Origin of the sequence: Eudoraea sp. (assembly GCF_049665975.1) — a bacterium.
In the GTDB taxonomy this organism is placed as follows: Bacteria; Bacteroidota; Bacteroidia; order Flavobacteriales; family Flavobacteriaceae; genus Eudoraea.
The window spans coordinates 1-2,921 of the sequence record NZ_JBATGR010000362.1; the positions used below are offsets into that span (position 1 = coordinate 1).

At 35.7% G+C, this 2,921-nt stretch carries 2 protein-coding genes; both read right to left on the minus strand.

Annotated elements, in window-relative coordinates; all coding sequences use genetic code 11:
- Positions 1-310 precede the first annotated feature (310 nt).
- Positions 311-1,396 carry a Fic family protein gene (locus WBN20_RS12290; protein ID WP_424281897.1) on the minus strand — a complete coding sequence of 362 codons (1,086 nt, stop codon included), beginning with the start codon at positions 1,394-1,396 and terminating at the stop codon, positions 311-313.
- A 224-nt stretch (positions 1,397-1,620) separates the two neighbouring features.
- Entirely contained in the window at positions 1,621-2,619 is a 999-nt protein-coding gene (locus WBN20_RS12295) for a redoxin domain-containing protein (protein WP_424281898.1), read from the minus strand.
- Between the last annotated feature and the right edge of the window lie 302 nt (positions 2,620-2,921).

Sequence of the window (2,921 nt, forward strand, 5' to 3'; positions counted from 1 at the left end):
GTAGGATTAATCTTTAATTGACGCAAATAAGTGTGCTGAACCTGCAGGGGTTGTGGTCAAAATTTAAAATCTGTTTATTTAAAAGAATTATTGGAAATTGGTGCCTGGAATTTATTTCTTCAGCTGGAGTTAGAAACCTATCTATAATCATTTGATATTCAAATAGTTAGAACCTGTCTTTTCAAAGTGCGTACAGAATCGCCTTTCCGCCTTTGGCGGGCGCACCGGATTGTACTTGTATTTTAAATGAACTTCTTTGTAGGTAATTGATACCAACCTCCATGATGTATTACAAATATAGCTCTCTTTTTTAATTTTTTTCCAGCACTTCCATCAATCGGTAATTGAGATACAATTTCTCTTTTCCTACCTTGACGGATTTTAAAAAACCTGTCTGTTCAAGGTCTCTTAAATAATTGCCTACTGTTTTTGGCGTTCCAAGTTTGGCATTAATTAAATGTTGCCTTTTGGTATAGGGCAACCGGAACAGGATTTCTATCAGCTCTTTGGAATATGCTTTGGGTAATTTATCTTTTACTTCCATCGACATATTATCCATTAGGGCTATAATACTTTCAAGACGGAGCAATCCATTTTTTGATGTTGTTTCTATCATGTCCAGCATATACAGGATCCAACCTTCCCAGTCTTGTTTTTCAGTGACCAATCTCAGTTTTTTATAGTAGGCCGCTTTATTGTCAATAATGTATTCACTTAGATAGATGGCAGGTATATCCAGCAATTTTTCCAATTTTAGATAGAGTAGGAGTAGGATCCGCCCCGTTCTCCCATTTCCATCAGGGAAGGGATGGATGGCTTCAAATTGATAATGCATCATGGCCATTTTTATAAGTGGATCTAATTTACTTGACTCATTGATGAATTTTTCCAGATTTGCTAGTTTATCTCTTATGATTACATCTCCTGATGGCGGCGTATAAATGGTTTCCCCTTTGCTATTGGATAAGGTGGTTCCTGGGGTTGTTCTTATTTCTGAGGTATTCTGTTTGATATGTTGTACAATCTCAATACAGAGGTTAGTTGTTATAAACGGCTTTTTTTCGAGATGTTCCAATCCGTTCCAGAGAGCTTCTTTATAGCTAATCACTTCTTTGGCGGCTGGGTTATCAAATTTTTTATCGGCTACAAGGGCTTGATACAAATCATCATTGGTGGTAATGATGTTTTCTATTTCAGAACTTGCTTTTGCTTCTTGTAAATGAATGGTATCTAGAAAAAGTCTAGGGTTTGGCAAGTTGGTAATGGCTCCGTTTAGTTTAGATAATGCCCTACTGGCCGCAATGGTTTTTCGTAAAACCGCAGTAGTCTCCAATGCTCCTTTAGGTGGGAGTAGCGGTAAATCGTTATATGGAATATCTTTATTAAATACGGCCACGTGTTAAGGGTTGAATTTACACTCGTTTTGATTACGAGGGTAAATATAATAAAAAATTACCCTTGTTTAATAAATGGGTGTAAAAATTACCTTTGTTGTTTTTAAAAACTATCCTTTATTTAAACTCTAGAGTCCCGATAGCTCCTTCTCCATAGTATTACGAAGGAGAAGCTATCGGGATGGAATATGGCTTGTTATAGGATATACACTATTATCAGCTGGCATTAGTTAAGTAATTCATTTAATTTTTCGTTCAACTTTTCTCCACGTAAATTTCGCTCAATTATTTTTCCGTTTTGGTCAATCAAATAATTGTCAGGAATTCCATAAACCCCATAAATTAGAGAAGCTGAATTATCTGCGCCTTTTAAGTCACTAACGTGTGTCCAAGCAAGACCGTCTTTTATTATGGCTTTTTTCCAACCTTCTTTACTATCATCTAATGACACAGCAAAAACCTCAAACCCTTTCGGATTATACTTTTCATAAGTTTTAACCAAGTTTGGGTTTTCTTGGCGACACGGGCCGCACCACGAAGCCCAAAATTCCAATAAAACCAATTTGCCATTGAAATCAGATAGTTTTCTTACTTCTCCGTTAGTATCTTCCATTTCAAAGTCAACATATTTCTCTCCAATTTTTGGGTTTTTATTCAGTTCAATATACTTTGCAATTCTTTTTCCGTATTCAGAGTTCTTGTTTTCTGCTGAAAATTGGCCAAAAAGTTCTTTAGTTTTAACTTTTCCCCAATTTTTTGAATATGTTGAGAGTACTAATGCACTGTGAATACTATTGGGATGTTTATTTACAAACTCTATATATTTTTTTAAATGCTCATCTCCAGGTAGTGAATCAATCTCTTTACTTAAAGTCTGGCTTAAATTTTCTTCACTAGAACCGGTTACTATTGCATTTCTAAAATTCATTTGACTCGCATCAAAGGTCATTGGATTATTTTCTAGCCATAAGAATCTGTAATGTGAGAAGTCTTTTGTTCTCAAAATTACTTGTATTGGTGATTTTGGCAGTTTAGTTCTAAAACTGAAAGAATTATTTTCAACTACTACAGAATCTATTAATTTTTTGGCTGAAATATTGTCCAAATAAAGAACAGTTCCATTTATAATTCCGTTTGTTGTTCCATCTAATGAAAATTCCGTTGTTGATTTTTCATAACAGGAAATAACCAATAGAGTTATTATTCCAAAGATTATTTTTTTCATATAGTTTGTAACGGTTAGGCTATTATTTCGGCGTATTAAAAAGCCGCGGAGCCAAAGCTTGGTTCCCGTCCCGATAACTATCGGGATTATTGCGCACCGGGGGCGTAGCTGCTAATGGCGGAAATCATTCACCTTTGTTGTTTTGATAAATGTAGGATTATTCTTTAATTGATGCAAATAAGTGAGTTGAACATACCTGCCGGTTTATCGGCCAGAGGCTGGCAGGCCCGTCTTAGGAGGGCTGGCAGGTTGTAGCCAGTGTTAGCTACTGTCGATCTACAATTTTAGTTGCATTTCTAAGC

What these genes read in the sequence shown, in the direction of transcription:
- WBN20_RS12295 (WP_424281898.1), bottom strand. Translation starts at nt 2,619, where the DNA reads ATGAAAAAAATAATCTTTGGAATAATAACTCTATTGGTTATTTCCTGT.